The sequence below is a fragment of the Pseudomonas sp. MWU347 genome, from assembly GCF_017947305.1.
Lineage (GTDB): Bacteria > Pseudomonadota > Gammaproteobacteria > Pseudomonadales > Pseudomonadaceae > Aquipseudomonas > Aquipseudomonas putida_A.
This window is the reverse complement of record NZ_JAFGZB010000013.1, coordinates 17,268-38,194: the sequence shown is the minus strand read 5'-3', so window position 1 is coordinate 38,194 and position 20,927 is coordinate 17,268. Positions and strand designations below refer to the sequence as shown.

General features: G+C 62.3%; 16 protein-coding genes and 1 pseudogene. 14 read left to right on the top strand and 3 right to left on the bottom strand.

Features of this window, described 5'->3' with window-relative positions; translation table 11 throughout:
• The first annotated feature begins 2 nt into the window (after positions 1–2).
• The 5 genes from KCG87_RS24435 (at position 3) to KCG87_RS24415 (ending at position 8,034) form a co-directional block, all read left to right on the top strand.
• Positions 3–1,553 carry a sugar ABC transporter ATP-binding protein gene (locus KCG87_RS24435; protein ID WP_210559025.1) on the top strand — a complete coding sequence of 517 codons (1,551 nt, stop codon included), beginning with the start codon at positions 3–5 and terminating at the stop codon, positions 1,551–1,553.
• Entirely contained in the window at positions 1,546–2,571 is a 1,026-nt protein-coding gene (locus KCG87_RS24430; RefSeq protein WP_135295557.1) for an ABC transporter permease, read from the top strand. Before KCG87_RS24435 ends, KCG87_RS24430 begins: the two co-directional genes overlap by 8 nt.
• Positions 2,572–2,602: 31 nt before the next feature.
• On the top strand, positions 2,603–3,658 hold the full coding sequence (locus tag KCG87_RS24425; protein ID WP_210559024.1) for a substrate-binding domain-containing protein: 1,056 nt from the start codon (positions 2,603–2,605) through the stop codon (positions 3,656–3,658).
• 582 nt (positions 3,659–4,240) lie between these two features.
• Entirely contained in the window at positions 4,241–6,628 is a 2,388-nt protein-coding gene (locus tag KCG87_RS24420; protein WP_210559023.1) for a TonB-dependent receptor, read from the top strand.
• A gap of 41 nt (positions 6,629–6,669) precedes the next feature.
• Entirely contained in the window at positions 6,670–8,034 is a 1,365-nt protein-coding gene (locus KCG87_RS24415) for an APC family permease (protein WP_210559022.1), read from the top strand.
• Here KCG87_RS24415 and KCG87_RS24410 read toward each other — a convergent pair.
• Both KCG87_RS24410 and KCG87_RS24405 read right to left on the bottom strand, forming a co-directional pair.
• The gene (locus KCG87_RS24410; protein ID WP_210559021.1) at positions 8,031–8,492 is read right to left on the bottom strand and encodes a DUF3574 domain-containing protein; all 462 of its coding nucleotides are present in this window, start codon (positions 8,490–8,492) and stop codon (positions 8,031–8,033) included. The genes KCG87_RS24415 and KCG87_RS24410 overlap by 4 nt on opposite strands.
• A gap of 488 nt (positions 8,493–8,980) precedes the next feature.
• Entirely contained in the window at positions 8,981–9,892 is a 912-nt protein-coding gene (locus KCG87_RS24405; RefSeq protein ID WP_027614170.1) for an AraC family transcriptional regulator, read from the bottom strand.
• Between the two features lie 103 nt (positions 9,893–9,995).
• Here KCG87_RS24405 and KCG87_RS24400 point away from each other — a divergent pair, with 103 nt between their 5' ends.
• The 5 genes and pseudogenes from KCG87_RS24400 (at position 9,996) to KCG87_RS24380 (ending at position 14,443) form a co-directional block, all read left to right on the top strand.
• Entirely contained in the window at positions 9,996–10,541 is a 546-nt protein-coding gene (locus tag KCG87_RS24400) for a carboxymuconolactone decarboxylase family protein (protein ID WP_027614171.1), read from the top strand.
• 64 nt (positions 10,542–10,605) lie between these two features.
• A complete protein-coding gene (locus KCG87_RS24395) occupies positions 10,606–11,676 on the top strand; it encodes an acyl-CoA dehydrogenase family protein (protein ID WP_210559020.1) in 1,071 nt (356 codons plus the stop codon).
• The gene (locus KCG87_RS24390) at positions 11,673–12,515 is read left to right on the top strand and encodes an ABC transporter ATP-binding protein (RefSeq protein WP_210559019.1); all 843 of its coding nucleotides are present in this window, start codon (positions 11,673–11,675) and stop codon (positions 12,513–12,515) included. Before KCG87_RS24395 ends, KCG87_RS24390 begins: the two co-directional genes overlap by 4 nt.
• Positions 12,481–13,679 (top strand): annotated as a pseudogene (locus KCG87_RS24385) (ABC transporter substrate-binding protein). Before KCG87_RS24390 ends, KCG87_RS24385 begins: the two are co-directional and overlap by 35 nt.
• A complete protein-coding gene (locus KCG87_RS24380) occupies positions 13,679–14,443 on the top strand; it encodes an ABC transporter permease (RefSeq protein WP_134786143.1) in 765 nt (254 codons plus the stop codon). The pseudogene KCG87_RS24385 and the gene KCG87_RS24380 overlap by 1 nt, the downstream one beginning before the upstream one ends.
• Positions 14,444–14,943: 500 nt before the next feature.
• On the opposite strand, the gene KCG87_RS24375 is transcribed toward KCG87_RS24380, so the two are convergent.
• Entirely contained in the window at positions 14,944–17,325 is a 2,382-nt protein-coding gene (locus tag KCG87_RS24375) for a DUF3772 domain-containing protein (protein WP_210559018.1), read from the bottom strand.
• Between the two features lie 197 nt (positions 17,326–17,522).
• Between KCG87_RS24375 and KCG87_RS24370 the strand changes: the two genes are divergently transcribed.
• The 4 genes from KCG87_RS24370 to KCG87_RS24355 all read left to right on the top strand — a co-directional run bounded on the left by KCG87_RS24370 (position 17,523) and on the right by KCG87_RS24355 (position 20,845).
• Positions 17,523–18,287, top strand: coding sequence for a hypothetical protein (locus KCG87_RS24370; protein WP_210559017.1), 765 nt, complete (start codon positions 17,523–17,525; stop codon positions 18,285–18,287).
• A gap of 28 nt (positions 18,288–18,315) precedes the next feature.
• Positions 18,316–18,753: a hypothetical protein gene (locus KCG87_RS24365; RefSeq protein ID WP_135295568.1), complete on the top strand. Its 438-nt coding sequence runs from the start codon at positions 18,316–18,318 to the stop codon at positions 18,751–18,753.
• Between the two features lie 98 nt (positions 18,754–18,851).
• Positions 18,852–19,517 carry a response regulator gene (locus tag KCG87_RS24360; protein ID WP_098968331.1) on the top strand — a complete coding sequence of 222 codons (666 nt, stop codon included), beginning with the start codon at positions 18,852–18,854 and terminating at the stop codon, positions 19,515–19,517.
• Positions 19,493–20,845 (top strand): ATP-binding protein, encoded by a 1,353-nt coding sequence (locus KCG87_RS24355; protein WP_134786147.1) that lies wholly within the window; start codon positions 19,493–19,495, stop codon positions 20,843–20,845. Before KCG87_RS24360 ends, KCG87_RS24355 begins: the two co-directional genes overlap by 25 nt.
• Positions 20,846–20,927: the final 82 nt, after the last annotated feature.

Here is a 20,927-nt window from a genome sequence, read left to right as displayed (position 1 = left end):
TTATGAGTGTCGTCGTGGCCCGCGCGCCGCTGATTCAAGTGCGTGAACTGAGCAAAACCTTCGGCTCGAACCGCGCACTGGATGGCGTCAGCCTGCAGATTCATCCCGCCGAAGTGGTGGCCTTGCTCGGTGCCAACGGTGCCGGCAAGTCGACGCTGGTGAAGATTCTCGCCGGCAGCCAGCGCGCCGATGGCGGCGAGATTTACATCGACGGGCAGCCCCGGCAATTCAGTTCGCCGCTGTCGGCACGCCGGGTCGGGATTGTCGCGGTGCATCAGCAGATCAACGAGGGCATTGCGCCCGGTTTGAACGTGGCGGAAAACCTGTTGCTCGATGAGTTGTGCAAGCCTGACGCGGACTTCTGGCTCAATCGCAAACGCTTGCTGGAACGCGCCGCGAGTATCGCCGCCGGGCTGGGTCTGGTGTTGCCGCTGGAGCAGCCGATTGAACACTTGGGCCAGGCCGAGCGGCAGTTGGTGGTGCTGGCGCGGGCCTTTGCCTTGCAGCCGCGTCTACTGATTCTCGATGAGCCAACGGCGGCGTTGTCGGATGCCGAGGCGCAGCGTCTGTTTGATCTGATCGATATCTTGCGCAGCCGTGGCGTGGCGATTGTTTACATCTCCCATCGCTTGTCCGATCTGCAACGGGTGGCGGATCGCGCCATTGTCCTGCGCGATGGGCGACTGGCCGGAGAGTTCAGCGCGCGGCAGTTGCCCGAGGCGGTGCACGCCATGCTCGGGCAGGCGCTGGACGGGCATGTCTACACGCCCGGCAGCGTGGGGCAAAAAGTATTGGGTGCGCGAGGTTTGCAGATTTTGCCACGATCCAGACGTTTCGATTTCGACCTGCACCAAGGCGAAGTGGTGGTGCTGACCGGGCTGCTCGGCGCTGGCAAAAGCGAGATCGCCGAAGTGCTGTTCGGCTTGCGTAAAGCCGTGGCTGGCAGCCTGCAACTGGACGGCATGGACTGGCTGCCGGGTTCGCCAAGGGCGGCGATTCGCAGCGGTGTGTTTCTCGCAGCGGAGGATCGCGCCAGTCAATCGTTGGTGCCCGACTTATCCCTGCGCCGCACCCTGACGCTGCCGTTTCTGCAGCGCTTCACCCGTGCCGGGTTCATTCGCAACCGCGCCGAAGCCGCAGCGGTCGAGGCGCAAGTCGCGGCGCTGGGGATCAAGACCGCCGGCATCGAGGTGCCGATGAGCGCGCTGTCCGGCGGCAATCAACAGAAAGTTGTGCTGGGTCGCTGGCTGCTCGGGGACGGGCGGGTGCTGATTCTCGATGAACCGTTTCAGGGGGTCGACGTGCGCGCCCGTCGCGAGATCGGCCAGTTGCTGCGCGACAGTGCCGGCGGCCGCGCGACCCTGGTGATCTGCGCCGATGTCGATGAAACCCTGGAAATCGCCGACCGCATTCTGTTGGTGCGCGATCACGCGGTGGTCGCCGAATACCCGCGCGCCGGTCTTGAACGCGCGACCCTGGTCGCTGCGCTGGCCGGCAGCGACGCTAGCGAAAATCCCTTTCATGCCACGCCAAGGAGCAGAGCGAGTGCCTGATTCGAGTTCATTGTTGTCTGCCGCTACGGCACCCGCCGAGCGCCTGCTGCAAGCGCTGATCCGCTACGGCCTGTTGTGGCTGCTGGCGCTGATCGTGGTGTTTTTCAGTGTCGCGGAGCCGGCGTTTTGGCGCGTCGGCAATCTGTTCAGCATCTTGCAGTCGGTGTCGATCGTCGCACTGCTGGCCCTTGGCGTGACCCTGACCATGGCGGTCGGCGGGCTTGATCTGTCGATTGGTGCGGTGGCGGCGATGAGCCTGATGATCGCCAGTTACGTGATGGTGGTGCTCGGTTGGGGCGCGGTGCCGGCGGTGCTGATCAGTCTGGCCGGTGGCGCACTGGTCGGGCTGCTCAATGGCTGGCTGATCGTCAAGCTGCGGGTGCCGGACATTCTCGCGACGCTGGGCAGCATGTTTCTGGTGATCGGCGTGCAACTGATTCCCACGGGCGGACGCTCGATTGCGGTGGGCATGACCTTGCCCAGTGGCGTGGAAACCGAAGGCACGTTCAGTACGGCGTTTCTCGCCCTCGGCCGCGGCCGCTTGTGGGACGTGGTGCCGGTGCCGGTGTTGATCACTGCGTTGGTGGCGCTGGCGGTGTGGCTGTTTCTTGAGCGCACGCGCATCGGCCGGTTGTTTTATGCGATTGGCGGCAACGAGCAGGCAGCGCGATTGGCAGGCGCGCCAGTGCAGCGCTTCAAGTTGCTCGCTTACGTACTGTCGGCATTGCTCGCTTCGCTTGGCGGGTTGCTGTTGGCGGCGCGCCTGGGTCGGGGTGATGTCAGCTCCGGCAACGGACTGGTGCTCGACGCCCTCGGCGCGGCGCTAATCGGTTTTGCCGTGCTCGGGGCGAAGAAGCCCAATGCCTTTGGCACATTGGTCGGCGCACTACTCGTTGCCTCGTTGCTCAACGGTCTGACCATGCTCAACGCGCCGTACTACACGCAGGATTTCGTCAAGGGACTGGTGCTGGTGCTGGCCCTGATGTTCACCTTCGGCCTCGCGCATCGGGCGCGCTGAGCCGGTTCATTTGTCGCTGCAAGGAAGATGTATGCACGGTTCAATCAAGCAGTTCGCACGCCATTGCCTCACCGGCGCGGTGCTCTCGGCGTTGGCTTTGAGCGCTCAGGCCAAGGCATTGCCGGGGGCTCCGGCGCCGTTCGACAAGGGGCAGGTGCAGATCGCGCTGGTCGGCTATCTGTTTTCCGGGGACTTTCCCGAAGCGTATCTGCGCGGCGTGGAGAAACAGACCGAGGCGCTGGGGGCCAATCTGCGGGTGTTCGATGCGCGGCAGCAGGCAGCGAGTCAGGGCGAGATGATCGATCAGGCGATCGACCTCGGCGTAGACGGGATCATCGTGCAACTGGGCCTGGCGGAAACCCTCAAGGGACCGATTGACCGGGCGATCGCCAAAGGCATCAAGGTGGTGGCGTTCGACGTTGACCTGAACAGCCCGCAGGTGACCCAGGTCGAGCAGGATCACCATGCACTGGCGCGACTGGCGCTGGATCAGGCGGTGAAGGACAACGGCACGCGGTTCGATGCCGGTTATGTGTACATTAGCGGCTTCACGCCGATGGAGCGCCGCGACGAGATCTGGAGTCAGGTGAAAAAGGCCAATCCGGGCATCATCGAGAAGGCGCGTTTCGGCACGCTCAACCCGCCGATTGCCAACTCGGTGGCGGATCAGGCCAGCGCGGTGTTGCGCGCCAATCCGGATATCAGCGTGATCTTCGCGCCGTTCGACGAGTTCGCCAAAGGCGCGAAAATCGCCGTCGACGAGGCCGGTCTGGGGCGCAAGGTGAAGATCTACAGCGCCGACATCTCCACCGCCGACATTCAGATCATGAAAGAACCTGACAGCGCCTGGGCGGCGACCGCCGCGGTCAATCCGCAAGTGGCGGGGGCGATCAGCGTGCGCAGTCTGGCGATGTTGATTGCCGGCGAAAATCCGGGACATCAGGTGTTGGTGCCACCGACCCTGATCACCCGTCAGCAATTGCTCGATCTGGACGTGAAAAACGTCCGCGACCTGGCGCAGAAACTCCCGGCGTTCGGTGATACCGCCAACGTGGCGCGGGCCGAGTGGATTCCTGTGGCGAACTGAAAGTCCTGAATCTTTCACCGATCCCTGTAGGAGTGAGCCTGCTCGCGAAGAGGCCATTGCAGCCAACATCTGCATTGACTGATACACCGCTTTCGCGAGCAAGCTCGCTCCCACACTGGATTTCAGCCGGGAGTAAAAAGTCAGTTCACTCCAATAACAACTGTAGGAGTGAGCCTGCTCGCGATGAGGGTAGAACATTCAACTTCTTCAGTGGCTGATACACCGCTATCGCGAGCAGGCTCACTCCTACAAAAGATCTTTGGCTGATCTTGAATTAGTGGGTGTTAGTTAGGGTTTAAGTGTTTGTCCAGCAACACTTGTGTTGCTCTAAAAACAACTATTCAGCCCGATCTAACCTAAGTGTTATTGGTTCTTTTACGGCAGGCCTTTGGCCCGTCTAGCATCGGTGTTCAAGGGGAAACAACTGACTTTGGGGATCCTGCGCTTCACTGACTAATCACGCTAAAAAGCCTTCACCGCCTTCCTGATTTCTACAACTACAGCAGACATTGCCGCGCATTGATTGCCGACCCTTTATTGTCGGCAACGGCCGGGTATTAGCTGCGATAAAGGAGCTGTCACATGTATCACCGTTCCCGTTCATTACTGGCCATCGCGGTGGTCGGTGCGATCTGGCAAGTTCCGGCGCAAGCCGAAGACACTTCCACGCGCGTTAACGATGACACACGGCTGGGTACCGTGCTGGTCACTGGCACCCGTGGCACTGCTCGCACGGTGCTCGATTCTCCGGTGCCGGTTGACATATTGACTGCCGCCGATCTCAAGTCCACCGGCGCGGCCGACGGTGAGCTGGGCCAGGCGCTGCAAACCTTGCTGCCATCGTTCAGCATGCCGCGTCAGTCCAACTCCGGTGGTGCCGACCACGTGCGCGCCGCACAGCTGCGCGGCATGAGCCCGGATCAGGTGCTGGTGCTGGTCAACGGCAAGCGTCGTCACACTTCAGCGGTGGTCAACGACTCGTCGAAAATCGGTCGCGGTACGGCGCCGGTGGACTTCAACTCGATCCCCATCAGCGCGATCAAACGCATCGAAGTGCTACGCGACGGCGCCGGTGCGCAGTACGGTTCCGATGCGATTGCCGGGGTGATCAACATCATCCTCGACGACGCGCCCGAGGGCGGTGAAGTGTCCACCAGCTACGGCGCGTTTCACACCCATCAGGACGCCATCGGCAGAACCACCACCGACGGCCAGAACAGCGTGACCACGGCCAAGATCGGCACGCGCCTGGGCGAAGAGGGCGGGTTCATTCGTGGCGGCACCGAGTACAAAAATCGCAACCCGACCAACCGCGCCGGTTTCGACGGTTTTGCCGATACCCCGGACCAGCGCAACTACGTGATGGGCGACGGCCTGGCGCGGGACGTCAACCTGTGGTTCAACAGCGAGCTGCCGCTGGCCGGCGGCAAGGCCTACAGCTTCGGCACCTACAACCAGCGCCACACCACCGGCGCCGAATTCTATCGCTACCCCTACGAGCAGCCGCAGTTCTATCCCAACGGCTACCTGCCGCAGTCGCTGGGCGACAACAAGGACGTCTCTGCCACCGCCGGTTTCAAAGGCATGATCGGCGAAGACTGGGACTTCGACAGCAGCCTTACCCATGGCCGTAACCGCTTCGACGGATCCACCCGCCGCACCCTTAACGTCAGCCTCGGCGAGGACTCGCCGACGAAATTCGACACCGGCGATTACGAGCTGCGCCAGACCACCACCAACCTCGATTTCAGCCGCGAGCTGCGCTTGGGCGGACGCTCGTTCGTGCTGGCGCTGGGCGGCGAATATCGCTACGAAAACTACCTGACCTACGCCGGTGACGAGGCCTCCTACATTGGTTCCGGCGCTGATGGCGCCAACGGTCTGCGCCCCAGCGAAGAGTCGGACCTGGACCGCAACGTGTTCGCGACCTACGCCGAGTTGTCGGGCGATCTCACCGAGCGCTTCTTCGTCGACGCCGCCACCCGCTGGGAACATTACGACGATGCCGGCAGCAAACTCACCGGCAAGCTCAGTGGTCGCTACAAACTGACCGAGCAGTGGGCGCTGCGCGGTGCGGTGTCGAACAACTTCCGCGCGCCATCGCTGGCGCAGAGCGGTTTCCAGAACACCACCAGCAACTTCGGCGAAGGCGGCACGCTCACCGATATTCGTGTGCTCTCGGTCAACGACCCGATCGCCCGCGCGCTGGGGGTCGAGAAGCTCGATCCGGAAACCTCGAAGAACTTCAGTCTCGGCCTGACCTTCCAGCTCAACGAACGCTTCGATGCCTCGCTCGATGTGTTCCGCATCGACGTCAAGGACCGCATCACCCTGTCGCAGCGCATCGGCAGCGACGCCATGGAGCAATACATCAACGACAACTTCGGCGTGGCCGGGGTGCATGATGTGAACTTCTTCACCAACGCCGCCGACACCAGCACCCATGGCGCCGAACTGGTGCTCAACTACCATCAGCCGCTGTACGAAGGGCAACTGGGCCTGACCACCGCGTACACCTACAACCACACCAAAGTCACCAACACCAAAGGCACACCCTCGCAACTGACGGCGTTAGGTATCGGCAACGATGCACTGGTCGGTGTCGAAGAAACCAACACCCTGACCGACGCTGCGCCCAAGGATCGTTTCGTGTTTTCCGCCAACTGGGCCAGCGAACACTGGGGCCTGCTCGGGCGTCTGACCCGTCAGGGCGAGACCACCCGGGTGTTCGATTTCGGCGACTCGCAACCGGAGCAGACCTATGGCGCGGTGTGGCAACTGGATGCCGAGGTGACCTACAAATTCACCCCGAAATTCAGCGTCGCCCTGGGCGGCAACAACCTCACCGACAACTACCCGGAGCGCTCCGGCTCGGCGATCAATTACGGCGGCAACCTGCCGTATGACGTGCTGTCGCCGATCGGCACCAACGGCGCGTACTACTACGCCAGCGCCACCTACGGCTTCTGAGCCGATCCGCCACGGATGGCGGACTTTTTGCGGAACTCTCCATGAATCACTCCAACGGCCCCAAGCGCCATCTGCCGGTGCTGCAGGCGTTGCTGATCACGCTGGGCATGGTGATCACCACCGACATCCTCAAGACCGCGCCGAACGTGGCGCTGAACGTCGGGCCTGCCTGGTTCTACTGGGTCTGGGTGCTCGGCGGCCTGGCGTCGGTGGCCGGGGCGTTGTGCTTTGCCGAAATGGCCACGGCATTTCCACATCCTGGCGGCGACTATCACTTTCTGCGCACGGCCTATGGCGAGCGCATGGGTTTCCTGTTCGCCTGGTCGCGCTTTTCGGTGATGCACACCGGTTGGATCGCCTTGTCGGCGTTCATGTTTGCTGATTACGTCAATGCCGTGGTGCCGCTCGGTCGATACGGCTCGGGGCTGTTTGCTGGCGGGGTGATCGCCGCGTTGGTGCTGCTCAATCTGACCGGCAAGCACATCGGTTTCATCACCCAGACGTTGTTGGTCGGCTTGTTGGCGCTGGGCTTTCTGAGCATCGCCAGCGCCGGGGTGTGGCTGGCGTGGCAGGGGATTGAAGCAGCGCCAGCGAGCGTTTCGGTTGTGCCGGAAAACACCGGTATGGCCGGGTTTTCGGCAGCGATGATTTTCGTTTTTCTGGCGTTCGGCGGCTGGAGCGATGCGGCGACCTTGTCGGCGGAAGTGCGCGATGGGCGACGCGGAATCTTTATCGCCATGCTCGGTGCGCTGACGGTGCTGATGGCGATTTATCTGGCGCTGAACTGGGCGTTCGTTCGAGGTCTGGGTTTCGCTGGACTGGCAGCGAGCAACGCACCGGCCGTGGAACTGTTGAACCGTGCATTCGGTGCGCCGGGGGTGCTGCTGATTCTGCTGATGGTCGGCATCGCGGCCATCGCTACCATCAACTCGACCTTGCTGGTCGGCGCCCGCACCACCTATGCCGCTGCTCGCGATGTGCCGCAGTTGCGTCGTTTCGGCGAGTGGCACGAACGCGACGGCGTGCCGCGCAAGGCCTTGCTGGCGGAGGGCGCGGTGGCATTGTTGCTGGTGCTGTTCGGCAGTTTCACCCAGAGCGGCTTCAACACCATGGTCGAGTACCTGACCCCGGTGTACTGGTTGTTTCTGAGCTTCAGCAGCTTGGCGTTGATCATCCTGCGCCGGCGTTTCCCTGAGGTGCCTAGGCCGGTGAGGGTGCCGTGGTATCCGCTGGTGCCGCTGCTGTTTTTCGGGCTGTGCCTGTACATGCTCTATTCGAGCGTGACGGTGGTGGGGTGGGGCGCGTTTCTGGGGATTGGCGTGTTACTGGTGGGCGCGCTGCTGCTGGCGGGATTGAGCCGCCTGGCGTCGACGCCTCGGCAAGCTCTCGGACAGATGAACGATTAGAACGATACGTCGGCCGGTTGCGACAGACGCAGTACCGACAAGTCCCCGGTAATGCGTTTGTACGCCAGTCGAATTGCCTCGATGTTGCCGGCGTTCTGCGGATTGTTCTCGTGCAGGATCACGATCACTTTGGTACTCAGCCGCTCCGGCTCCTTCGCCCCATGATCGCGCCACTGCCCATAGGCATCGAACACGGTGAAACCGTCGGAAAACCGCGACGTCACTTCCTTGTCGAGAAACTCGCGCCAGCGCGCCGGGCTGACCGCGCCTTCCTTGCCATCCACGGTGCCCACCGAGAAGTACAGCTCGGTGCGAATCCACTGTGCCTGTGCCGGACGCGTGGCGTCGCCTTGCAGGGTTGAACTGGTGGGGTCTTTGGTGTGCACCGAAACAGCAGGAGGATTGGCGCACCCGGCGACAGCGACAAACAGTGCAGCCAGTAACAGGCGTCTTTGCATGGAATATCCCTTTTTATGAGTTAGTGCAGACGCGCAATTATAAGGGGCGGGGTTAATAGCCATAAAAGATTAAAAAGTGGTTTTTTGGTTGATTAATGGAATAAGAAACCAACGAGTCCTGGATGCTCAATGTACCGCCGCCTTCGCGGGCAAGCCCGGCTCCCACAGGTTTTGTGGTGTACACAAATCCGCTGATCGAAACATCTCCCCTGTGGGAGCTGGCTTGCCAGCGAAAGCGGTGTGTCAGGCAATGAAGATGCGGGATGTACCGCCACCATCTCGGGCAAGCCCGGCTCCCACAGGTTGTGTGGTGTGCTCACGGTTGGTGATCAGCACAGATCCAATGTGGGAGCTGGCTTGCCAGCGAAAGCGGTGTGTCAGGCAATGAAGGTGCTGGATGTACCGCCGCCTTCGCGGGCAAGCCCGGCTCCCACAGGTTGTGTGGTGTGCTGATCGACGCTGGGAAACGCCATCTGCAAATAGGCCGCTCAGCGCCCCTCATGCTGCTTGCGATAAGCCCCCGGTTGCACCCCCACCGACTTGGCAAACGCTCGTGTAAATGCGGCGATCGACTGATAGCCCACCGCCGCGCACACCTGTTCCACCGTGTGATTGGCCCGCAGCAACTGGCAGGCATGCCGAATGCGCAACGCCAGCAATACCTGCCCCGGCGATTGCCCGGCCAGTTCGTTGAAGCGTTTGAAAAACGCCGAGCGCGACAGGCCGATACTCGCCGCCATGCTCTCCAGCGACCACGGCAATTGCGGTTGTTCGATCAACTGGTCCAGCAACGGCGCGAACTGCGGATTGCGCGCCAAAGCCACGAGGCCGCCGAGGCTCTGGTTGTCGGCCATCTGTTGGCGCAACACATACAAAAACAGCAGATGACTCAAGCGTTCGAGCAGCGCCGAGGAGGGCGCCGGCAAGCGTTCGCACTCTTGCAGGATCAACTCGAACAAGGCTCGCGCCGCGCTCGAAGAAGGGTCGCCCGCGCGCAGGATGATCCAGTCCGGCAGGCCTTCGATGATCAGCGACGACAGCCCGGACTTGAAATGAAAGAACCCGCAGACCAGCCCGACGCCATCCTGTGCCTGACTGTCGAGCGCGGTCATGGCCCTGCGCGGCAGCGTTTGGGCGAGGGCCGGCTCTTCGGCGCTGGAGAGGCGGTAGTTCAGATCGCGCAGCAGAAACACCGCATCTCCGGTGTTCAGCGGAATTGGCTGCTCCTGCCCGTCAATGTGCAGCCAGCAACGCCCCTGCACGATCAAGTGAAAACTGGCGCGCGCCAGTCCGTGCGTACTTGCATGCCAGCCACCGCAATAGCGGCCGATGTGAAACAGGCTCGCATCGAGTTCGAGGCTTTCTAATAACCAATCAACCAGTGGGCTGGACGAAATCATCTAATGGAAACACTCAGGAGCAAGTAATCGCTACTTTAGAATATGGATCGAAATTTTTATAACCAACAGACTGGCCGGACACTCAACAGCAGGAGTCCACTCCATGTCGCGCCTTACTCTACACACCGTGCAAAGCGCTCCCGAAGCCGCCAAACCGTTTCTGGAAAATGCGCAGAAAAACTCCGGATTCATTCCGAACCTGCTGGCCGTGCTGGCCAATGCCCCGGCCGCGCTGGAAACCTACGTTACGGTATCGGCGCTCAATGGCAAGTCCGAACTCAGCCTCGCCGAGCGCGAAGTGGTGCAACTGATTGCGGCGACCAACCATGGTTGCGATTTCTGTGTCGCAGGTCATACCGCCGTCGCGCTGAATAAGGCAAAACTGCCGCCGGAAGTGGTCAGTGCGCTGCGTGAGAAAGCCACCGTGCCCGTGGAAAAACTGGAAACCCTGGCCGCGTTTGCCCGCGAAGTGATTGCCACCCGGGGCAAGGTCAGCGACCAGACCTTCAACCAGTTCAAGGCTGCCGGCTACACCGAAGGCAATGCGCTGGAAGTGATCCTCGGCATCAGCCTGGCGACCCTGTGCAACTTCGCCAACGTGTTCGCCGACACGCCGCTCAACCCCGAGCTGGCGCCGTATCGCGCGTAATCGGCCAGCGCTTCAGGCCGCATCGTCTATGGTTGATGCGGCTGCGTACAAGGAGAGAAACGACATGCTCAATCCGGCATTGATGCAATGGCTGGAACACAACGCCCAGGCCCTGGATGCGGGCGACGGCGATCCGCAACAGGTGCTGACGCAACTGGCGCAGGCCGGGGTGCTACGGGTCGGCATCAGCCCGGCGCTGGGCGGCAGCGGTGGCCACGTCAGTGATGCTGTGGAAACCCTGGCTGCCGTCGCCAGCCATTCATTGGCGGCGGCGTTTGTGTTCTGGGGCCAACGGGCCTTTATCGAATACCTGCTGCACAGCCCCAACACTGCGCTGAGGGAAAAACTGCTGCCGGCGTTGCTCAGCGGCGAACTGGCCGGCGCCACCGGTTTGTCTAACGCGATGAAATACCTGTCGGGCATCGAGGCACTGCAAGTGCGTGCCGCCAACACCGCAGACGGCTGGACCCTGAACGGGCGCCTGCATTGGGTGACCAATCTGCGCCAAAGCGGTTTCGTGGTGGCGGCGGCGATCGAGCACGAGGAAGGTGGTTCACCGTTCGTGCTGGCGATCGCCGATGACGCTGCCGGCGTAAAACGTTCCGCCGATCTGCAACTGATGGGGCTGCAATCGAGCAACACGGCTGCGATCGATTTCGCGCAAGTGGCGGTCGGACGCGAATGGCTGCTGCATGAAGATGCGCGCAAGTTTCTGCCAGCGGTGCGCCCGGCGTTCCTCGGCTTGCAGTGCGGCATGGCGATTGGTCTGGCGCGACGGGCGCTGGCCGAGGTCGAAGGACATTTGCAGGACGGCCGTTCGATTCTGCTGGAGCCGTTGCAGGAACAACGCGAGCAACTGGCGCAGAGCGTCGATGCGCTCAAGCAGGGTCTGCACGACGGACGTTTCCTGACCCAGCCGGGCGCCTTGTTCCAGATCCGCATCGCGCTGGCCGAATCCGCTGCCAACGCCGTGCAACTGGAACTGCAATCCAGCGGCGGCAAGGCTTATCTGACCGAGCACGGCAGCGGTTTCGCCCGGCGCTGGCGCGAGTCGGCGTTCGTGCCGATCGTCACTCCGAGCCTGGTGCAATTGCGCGCCGAATTGCAGCGGCAGAAACGGGAAGCGACGGCATGACGGCGCCGGTGCTGGAGGCGCAGGGCATCAGCCTCGGCTACCCGCGAGAGCAGGGCTGGCACACCGTGCTGGAGCACTTCGACCTGCAATTGCAACCCGGCGAAGTGGTGACGATTCTCGGCCCCAGCGGTGTCGGCAAATCCAGTCTGCTGCGAGTGCTGGCGGGTTTGCAGGCACCGCAACAGGGTCGGGTGAGCCTGCTTGGCGAGCCGCTGACCGGTGCGCATCCACGAGTGGCGGTGGCGTTTCAGGACCCGAGCCTGCTGCCGTGGCTGACTTTGGAAAAGAACGTCGCCTTCGGTCTCGACTTCGCCCGCCAGCCGCACCTCACGGCCGAGCAGCGCAAGGCGCGGATCGACCACGCCATCGCTGCGGTCGGCCTCGAACACGCGCGGTTGCAGCACCCGATGCAGTTGTCCGGCGGCATGGCCCAACGCACCGCGTTGGCCCGCTGTCTGGCACGGCAGCCGCAGGTGCTGTTGCTCGATGAACCGTTCGGCGCGCTGGATGAAATCACCCGCGCCGACATGCAGCAGTTGCTCCTGCAACTGATTGCCGAGCACCACACCGCAGCCGTGTTGATTACCCACGACATCGACGAAGCCCTGCTGCTTTCCGAGCGGATTCTGCTACTGGGTAACAGCCCGGCGCACATCCTCGGCGAGTGGCGCATCGACCTGCCTCAGCCGCGTGCCGAGCTGGTCGAGGAACTGGGCGCGCTGCGCATCGACATCCTCAAAACCCTTCGGCGGGCAAGCCGCAACCCCCTCACTCAACCTGTGCCCGCTACGTCGGAGATTGACCATGTGCCTGGACGACTTCACTCACACACGTCGTGACTTCCTCAAACTCAGCGCGCTGCTGACCGCTGGCGGCGCGTTGCCGTTGCTCAACAGCCTGAACGCCCGCGCCGCGTCCGAGCCGAACGCGCCGATGCGCATCGGTTATCTGCCGATCACCGACGCCACGCCGTTGCTGGTCGCGCACAACAACGGCCTGTTCGAGGCCGAAGGCATTCAGGCCGAGCGCCCGGTGCTGCTGCGCAGTTGGGCGCAGGTGATCGAGGCGTTCATTTCCGGGCAGGTCAACGTGATTCACCTGTTGTCGCCGATGACCGTGTGGGCGCGTTACGGCAGCAAGGTGCCGGCCAAGGTCGTGGCGTGGAACCACGTCGGCGGCTCGGGCCTGACCGTGGCGCCGGGCATCACCGAGGTCAAACAACTCGGTGGGCAATCAGTGGCGATTCCGTTCTGGTATTCGATCCATAACGTGGTGGTGCAGCAGTTGTTCCGCGACCACGGTCTGGTGCCGGTGAGCAAATCGGCGAGCGCCGCGCTGGCGCCGAACGAGTCAATCTGCTGGTGCTGCCGCCGTCGGACATGCCGCCAGCCCTGGCGAGCAAACGCATTGCCGGCTACATCGTCGCCGAGCCGTTCAATGCGCTGGCCGAGGAACTCAAGGTCGGCCGAGTACAGCGCTTTACCGGCGACGTCTGGCGCAATCACGCCTGCTGCGTGGTGTTCATGCACGAGCAGGATCTGAACAACCGCCCCGAGTGGTCGCAGAAAGTGGTCAACGCGATCGTCAAGGCGCAGGTCTGGACCCGCGACAACCGCGCCGAGGCGGCGAAACTGCTGTCCAAGGACGGCGAAAATCGCTACACGCCGCACGCGCAACCGGTGCTCGACCGGGTGCTGTCGCCGGCCACTAGCGACCGCGAGCAGTATCTGGCCAGCGGCGCGATCCAGCACAGCCATTGGGACGAGCAGCGCATCGATTTTCAGCCGTACCCGTTCCCCAGCTACACCGAAGAACTGGTCAAACGTCTGAAGGACACGCTGATCGAGGGCGACAAGGGTTTCCTTGCCAACCTCGATCCGCAGCAAACCGCTCGGGATCTGGTAGACGATCGCTTCGTGCGTAATGCCATTGCTACAGTCGGCGGGATGAAGGCATTCGGATTACCGGAAAGCTTTGATCGCAGCGAGGAGTTCAGCCTCTGATGCGTCAGCGATCTTCTTCGGCCGTTCATGGTTTGTTGGGTGTGGCGGGGCTGTTGTGCCTGTTGCTGCTGTGGTGGCTGGGCGTACACGTGTTCGGCGGCAACGACAGCCTGGCGCTGCGCTTTTCACCCGAGGCGACCCTGGCGAGCCTCGGCGAACTGCTGCTGCGCCCGGAGCTGTACGAGCATGTGCTGGTCAGCCTGAAGCGGATTCTGGTCGGTCTGCTGCTGGCGCTGTTGATCGGCGTGCCACTGGGCTTGATGATCGGCAGCTACCGGCATCTGGAAGCGGCGACCACGCCGGCGTTTCAGTTTCTGCGGATGATTTCGCCTCTGTCGTGGATGCCGGTGGTGGTGATGCTGCTGGGCGTTGGCGATCAGCCGATCTACTTCCTGCTGACCTTAGCCGCCGTGTGGCCGATCCTGCTCAACACCGTGGCCGGCGTGCGCCAGCTCGACCCGCGCTGGCTGCAACTCAGCCGCAGCCTCAGCGCCACCCGCTGGGAAACCCTGCGCAAAGTGATCCTGCCCGGCGTGCTCGGCCATGTGCTGACCGGAGTGCGGCTGTCGATCGGCATTCTGTGGATCGTGCTGGTGCCGTGCGAGATGCTCGGCGTCAGCGCCGGGTTGGGCTACTTCATCCTCGATACGCGTGATCGACTGGCGTATTCGGAACTGATGGCGATGGTACTGCTGATCGGCGTACTGGGCTTTGCCCTGGATGCGTTCGCGCGCTGGCTGCATCGGCGTTGGGCGCCGGCGTGAGGCTCATCGCGAGCAGGCTCGTTCCCACAATGGATTAATGACAAGCATGCATTCCGTGTTTAGCGCAGAACCCCTTGTGGGAGCGAGCCTGCTCGCGAAGGCGGAGTATCAGTCGCCGGAAATTTTCCCTGTGCCGGCGTCTTCGCGAGCAAGCCCGCTCCCACAATGGATTAATGACAAGCATGCATTCCGTGTTTAGCGCAGAACCCCTTGTGGGAGCGAGCCTGCTCGCGAAGGCGGAGTATCAGTCGCCGGAAATTTTGCCTGTGCCGGCGTCTTCGCGAGCAAGCCCGCTCCCACAATGGATAAATGGCAGGCATGCATTCTGTGTTTAGCGCAGAGCCCCTGTGGAAGCGGGCTTGCTTGCGAAAGCGGAGTGTCAGTCGCCGGAGGTTTTGCCTGTGCCGGCGTCTTCGCGAGCAAGCCCGCTCCCACAATGGATTAATGACAGGCATACATTCCGTGTTTAACGCAGAGCCCGCTCCCACAGGGGGGGGCTGTTATGGGGCGGAGGCTGGTTTCGCCAGCGCAATCCCCGCATCCCCCAACCGCTTGAGAATCTCGAACAGCAGATCACTCTTGGTCCCGCCGACAATCCGTGGGCTGCCGACGTAGCCGGTCACCGTCAAGGTGATGCCATCGGGCGAGAGTTTGCTGAAGCGCACGTACGACGCCGGTTTGTCGAGGATGTTTTCGTTTTCGTGGTAGGTGTTCAGCAGCAATTCCTTGACCTGTTCGGGGTCGATGTCCAGCGGGAACATCAGCTCCAGGCTTGCCACTCCCTGGGCGCTGCCGCCGAGGGTGACGTTGCGCAGGTTCTGCGAGATCAGTTGAGAGTTGGGCACGATCACGATGGAGCGGTCGCTGAGCTGGATTTCCGTGGCGCGCACGTTGATCCGGCGGATGTCGCCCTCGACGCCGCTGATGCTGATCAGGTCGCCGACCTTCACCGGGCGTTCGGTGAGCAGGATCAGCCCGGAGACGAAGTTCTTGACGATCTCCTGCAAGCCGAAACCGATCCCCACCGAGAGCGCACTGACGATCCACGCCAGATTGGTCCAGCGCACGCCCAGCGACGACAGCGTCAGGAGGATGACCGTGGCATAACCGATGTTGGAAAACAGCGTGCTCAACGACGCGCACATGCCCGGATCCATGTCGGTCTTGGGCAGGAATTCGTTGTCGAGCCAGCGGCGCAAAGCGCGGATCAGGTAGATGCCGATCAGCAGCGCCAGTACCGCATTGATCAGATGCGCCGGGACGATGTTCAGCTTGCGCAACCCGGCGCCGCCGAGAATGCCCATGACATTGGTGGTCAATTGTCCGAACGTGGTGCCGATGCCGCCGACGAACAGGGTGATCACCGCCAGCAACAGCAGCCCGGCACGGCTGGCACCGGACAGCACAATCGAAATCTGCTCCAGCCGCCGGTCGCCCATGCCCAGGGTCTGCTTGATGGTCTTGCCGGCGGAGTAGCGCGGCGAGAACAGGTATTCGCAGGCATCCTTGACCACCTGCACCAGCAAATAGAACCCGGCCAGCACGATATAGGCCCAGACCAATTCATAGGTGACGAAGCGGGCCAGCGACACGTAGCCGGTGAGCAAGGCCAGCGCCGACACGCACATGCACACCGTGGCAATGCTGTAGATCGCCCCGGCAAACGTGCTGCCGGCCTCCGGTTCATTGGCGGTGAGCAACGCCTTGCGCACTCTGCCGACGCGCAACAGCAGCGGCACCAGAATCACGATCACCACGATGGCAATTACGCCGCGCTGGGCGATCACGATCTGGCTGCTCATGCCGGTGGCGTTGCTGACCTGCACCAGCGTTACCAGCACCAGCAGAGTGGCAGCGAGAATCCTTGGATAGGGCCGCAACGCCAGCGCCACCGAGTCGGCCATCGCCGGCAGCCGCCATGAAGGATGCTGAGTCGACAGCAGCGCGCGGCTCAACGCGGTGATCAGGACGCAGGCGTAAACGGCTTTTTCAAACTCCTCGGAAAAAGTCTGCAGCATGGGCGTCAGTGGTTCGTGGCGGGTGCAGGCGTAGAACAGCAGATGCAGGGCGATGGCCGTGGTGCCAAGGGTCGCCAGCGCCGAAGCGAACGCCAGCGCGCTGCGGCGCAGGCGCCCCTCCGGCATGCGGTGGATGCACAACCAGGTCAGGCCGCGCTCGGCGAGTCGGCGGCCGAGCGTCCAGAAAGCCAGCGCCAGCAGCACCAGCACGCAGGTGAAAAAACGTTGCCCCGGTGCCCAGACCGTGGCCCAGGTGAGGTTCACCTGATTGATGAAAAAATTCAGTCGCTGGCGGTCATCCGGCTCTGGCGACACCAATGGCGACCAGAAGGCCGGACTCAGAATGCTGTCGGTGCGCAGCGTCAGTTCGCTTTCGAGCAGTGTGCGGCGAATGCCGGCGATTTGCGTGATCAGCTCGGCGGCGCTTTGTTTGAGCGCGGCAAGGCTTTTGAGCGTGGCGTCGACCTTGTTTTTCTGCTCGCTGAGCTGCGCCCGTTGCGCGGCGATTTCCGCCTGTTCGGCGGCAATCTGCGTATCCGGCGCCGCGCCGAGCACCCCCAGTTGCACCGCCAGTTGTGCCTGCTGCGGCAACAGAGAAGCCGACAACCGATCGATGTCCAGAATGAACGTCTGTACCCGGTCTTGCGGGCCTTCGAGCTGGTTGTAGTTGTTGGCGGCGGAAATCTGCTGCTTCAGCCCATCGAGGCGCAGTTGCAGGGCTTGCAGATCACTCTGCGAGACTTCCACCAGCGGCGCCGCAGCGGTCGCCGAGGGCGCCGGCAAATCCGCCGCCCACAACGCCGAACCGCCCGGAGCGAGCAGGAGCAGCGCGACAAAAAACAATGAGTTCAATGTGTTGCGCATGAGAGGGGCCGGTTCTCGTTGATCACACAAGCTATGAGGTTAGGTGATCGAACCGGGCACGGCGGAAAATTTCAGGCGAGCAGGGCGGGCCAGTAGCCGGCCCCGTGCCGTGTACGCCCTCAGTCTCAGCTAAGTATTGGCTCGTATCTTCCCCCCCCAGCGCAAGTTCAGCGCTGGACAGGAGAGGCGATCCACACATGAATCCCGCAAAAGCCGGATGGCTTAACAAAGTCCCCGAAGTGACACTGGCCTTCTGGGTGATCAAGATTCTCTCGACGACCGTGGGTGAAACCGGCGCCGACTTTCTCGCCGTGGATGCCGGTTTCGGTGCTGGCTGGACCAGCATCGGCATGGCGCTGCTACTCGGGTGCGCGCTGTTCTTTCAAATGCGTAAAACCGCGTATACGCCCTGGATCTACTGGTTGACCGTGGTGCTGGTGAGCATCGTCGGCACGCAGATCACCGACATCATGACCGACATGCTCGACATCAGCCTGTACGTCAGCACCGCGGTGTTCTCGGTGTTGCTGGCCGTTAACTTCCTGATCTGGTTCACGATGGAGAACAACCTGTCGATCCGCGAAATCAACACGCCGCGGCGCGAGCTTTTTTACTGGTCCACTGTGCTCTGCACCTTTGCCCTGGGCACTGCCGCCGGGGACCTGGCAACCGAAGCGTTTGGGTTGGGCTTCACCGTCGGTGCAGTGATATTCGGCGCGCTGATCGCGGCGACGCTGTTGGCCTGGCGGATGGGGGCCAACGTGGTGCTGACCTTCTGGATCGCCTACATCCTCACCCGTCCGTTCGGCGCCTCTCTCGGTGACTTGCTGACTCAGGCCAAGACCTACGGTGGCCTGGGCATGGGCGCCGCCTGGACCAGTGCGATCTTCCTCAGCGTCATCGTGCTGCTGGTGGCGGTCGCGCAGATCAGCCTTGGCAATCGCAAAACCCTCACTCAATAAACGTTTGGATACCCATCAAGGAATCAATATGCACGCCTTCAAAACGGCTTTTCGCCACGTCGCGATCATCTCGTCTCTGGTACTGCTCGGTAGCCTCGCCGGCTGCTCGAAACCCGCCGACAAGCCCGCTGCCGGCACGCCGACCAGCTCTTTGAGCGCGCCGCCGCAATCGGGCTCGAAGCTGGGTGACCTGAGCGAGTTCCGCAACATCGCCGCTGACGTCAGCACGCTGGTCGAGAAAAACGACCTGCTCGGCGCCAAGACCCGGATCAAGGATCTGGAGACCTCCTGGGACTCTGCCGAAGCCGGCATCAAGCCGCGTGCCGCTGCCGACTGGCATGTACTGGACAAGGCCATTGACCGCGCGCTGGATGCCCTGCGCGCCAGCTCGCCGAAGCAGGCTGACTGCAAGGCGGCCATGGATGATCTGCTCAAGGCCTTCGATTCGATGAACGGCAAGCAGTGATCGCAGCGCTGAACCGGCGGCGGACAAACGTCGGTTCAAGTGCTTCAATACAGGCGCGATGGCAATGACCGTCGCGCCTTTTTCTGTCGGAGCGCTGCATGCGGATTCTGCTGGTCGAAGATGACCTGATGATTGGCGAAGCCATCGAGGCGGCGCTCAAGGAGGCCAGCTACGCCACCGACTGGGTGAAAAACGGCCTCACCGCGCTGGCGGCGCTGGACACCCAGACCTACGATCTGGTGTTGCTCGACCTCGGCCTGCCCGGCAAGGACGGGCTCGATGTGCTGGATGCCATTCGCGCGCGCAACAACCCCGTGCCGCTGCTGATTATCACCGCCCGCGATGGCCTCGATGACCGGCTGCGTGGCCTCGATGGCGGCGCGGATGACTTCCTGCTCAAACCGTTCGCCATGGCCGAGTTGCTGGCACGCATGCGAGCGGTATTGCGCCGTCGCGGCGGTAACGCCCAATCGTTGCTGGATAACGGCGAGGTGTCGCTGAACCTGATTTCGAAACAGGCCTCCACCGCGCAAGTCGCCGATGTGCAGCTTTCCAGCCGCGAGTTTGCGCTGTTGCAGGCGCTGTTGATTCGTCCGGGGGCGATTCTCTCGCGCAGCGAGCTTGAGGACCGGATTTACGGCTGGGGCAATGAAGTGGAAAGCAACGCGGTGGAGTTTTTGATCCATTCGCTGCGGCGCAAACTGGGCAACCATGTCATCAGGAATGTCAGGGGGATGGGATGGATGGTTTCAAAAGGCGTTTGAGCGACTCGGTGCAGTCACGGCTTTCCATCACGCTGTCTCTGGCGATTCTCATTGTCGCCTTGCTCGCCGGTGCATTCGCGTTCTTCTCGGCACTCGACGAAGCGCACGAAATGCAGGACGAAAGCCTGCGTCAGGTGGCGCTGCTGTTCGATCGGCAGCACATGACCCTGGGTTATCCCGCTGCCGGGCAGGTCGTTGGCGATGACGAAGACTCGCGGATCACCGTGCAATACCTGGCCGACAGCAGCAAAGCCGTCGGCACTGATGACGCGAGCATTCCGTTGCCCTTTCCCCTGACCCTGGCCGATGGTCTGGCGACGCTGAATATCGCCGGTGAACACTATCGTGTGCTGGTCAGAACCACCTCGGCAGGCGAACGCATTGCGGTCGCGCAGGAAGCCGATGTGCGCGACAAGGAAGCCCGGGAAAGCGCCTGGCGCAGCCTGCTGCCATTTCTGATTCTGTTTCCGGTGCTGCTGTTGGTGGTGGGGGATCTGGTGCGCAAGCTGTTTCGCCCGATCGCGACGCTCTCGGCGGAAATCGATCAGCGCGACCAACAGGCGCTGCATGCGATTGATGAACAGCACTTGCCGAGCGAAATCCGGCCCTTCGTCGTGGCGATCAATCGATTGCTGCGCCGCGTTGCGCAGGCGATGGAGGCGCAACGACGGTTTATCGCCGATGCCGCCCATGAACTGCGCTCGCCGATGACGGCGCTGTCGCTGCAGGCTGAGCGATTGGCCGCTACGCCCATGTCGGCTGACACCCGGCAGAACTTTCTGCCGCTGGCTCAGGGGATCGAGCGCAGTCGCAAGCTGATCGAGCAATTGCTCGCTCTGGCCGCCGCACAATCAATCGCGCAACGCGCCGAGGCCGCCGTGTCGGTGCATGCAGTGTTCCGCCGAGTGCTGGAAGACCTGCTGCCACTGGCAGAGAACAAAGACATCGATATCGGCGTGGAGAGCGTCGAGGATGTGCAGGTCGTCATCAGCGAACTGGATCTGATCATCCTGATCAAGAACCTGGTGGATAACGCCATCCGCTATACCCCGGCGGGCGGACGAGTCGACCTCAGCGTCGAACGGACGGAGCAGGGCGCGCGCATCGAAATCAAGGACTCGGGGCCGGGCATCCGCGCCGAAGAACAGGCGCTGGTGTTCGATCCGTTTTACCGCAGCCTGGGCACCGGCGAGGCCGGGTCCGGGTTGGGGCTGTCGATTGTCAGGGCGATCGCCGAACGGACGGGGATTCGGGTGGGTTTGAGTTTTGTCGATGAAGTGGGGCGGTGTGGCTTGCGTGTTTCGCTGTGGTTGAAAGATAGGTTGTGAGAGAACCCTGCATTTAAAAAAGCGACGGTGACAGGCATGCTATGGCTCACGCCAATGTTCGGACGTCAGGGATAGTCAGCTC